The organism is Vibrio sp. OPT46 (assembly GCF_015163535.1).
Classification (GTDB): domain Bacteria; phylum Pseudomonadota; class Gammaproteobacteria; order Enterobacterales; family Vibrionaceae; genus Vibrio; species Vibrio alginolyticus.
Map to the genome: position 1 here is coordinate 1 of NZ_JADDYG010000398.1, position 733 is coordinate 733.

1 pseudogene is annotated in these 733 nt (G+C 35.6%); it reads left to right on the top strand.

Going from position 1 to position 733, the window contains the following annotated elements:
- Window positions 1–132 (top strand): annotated as a pseudogene (locus IQR33_RS18580) (short chain dehydrogenase); the annotation flags it as partial.
- Window positions 133–733 lie beyond the last annotated feature (601 nt).

The window sequence follows — 733 nt, forward strand, 5'->3', positions numbered from 1 at the left end:
CGATTAGAAAAGATGATCCCAGTTGGCAGGATGGGCGAAACAAGCGAAATCGCGCATGCAGTAAAATACATTATTGAGAGTGATTACTTTACTGGCAGGGTTTTAGAAGTGGATGGCGGCATTCGTATGTAAGTGGCCACTGAAATAAGGCTCTGATAGACCTGAATAATAAGTCTCTTTCCATTTCAACATTTTCTATGTTGTGGAGTGCTAATTCTGCGCAACCCAAATGTATTTACAACTTATGTTTGGATTTACTTTGAGAATGATTTCTCACAATCCAATAAAGAGATGTAAATACCACTCAAATATTAAGTGAAATCATTAATTTGACGTTGATCACACTTTTTGTTTTTTAGTTTCCGCTTCTCATTAAGGCTATCTGCATAAATGAAGTTGATAGTCAGTCTCATCAATTTTAAGTTTCAACTGTTTGTTTTTAAATAATTAATTGTTGAAGCACGAGAAATTCGTGTTGAGGTTAATATTCGATTTAAAGTGTGTAACTTCCATTAATGGAAGGTTAGTTTCCAGTTGTGGCTAATGAGCTTTAACTTTTTACTCCTCATAATGCGCCAAATGTAACATAGTGTTTCAAAGTGTAACAATAAACTCACACTAAGAGTGTGGTTTTGATCTCCACTCAATTCCGTTTTGTTTCGCTCTGAGCCCGACGTTACTCATGCTCAACACATAAACATTCTAATGACTATAACAACTGGTTCTTGGCTTG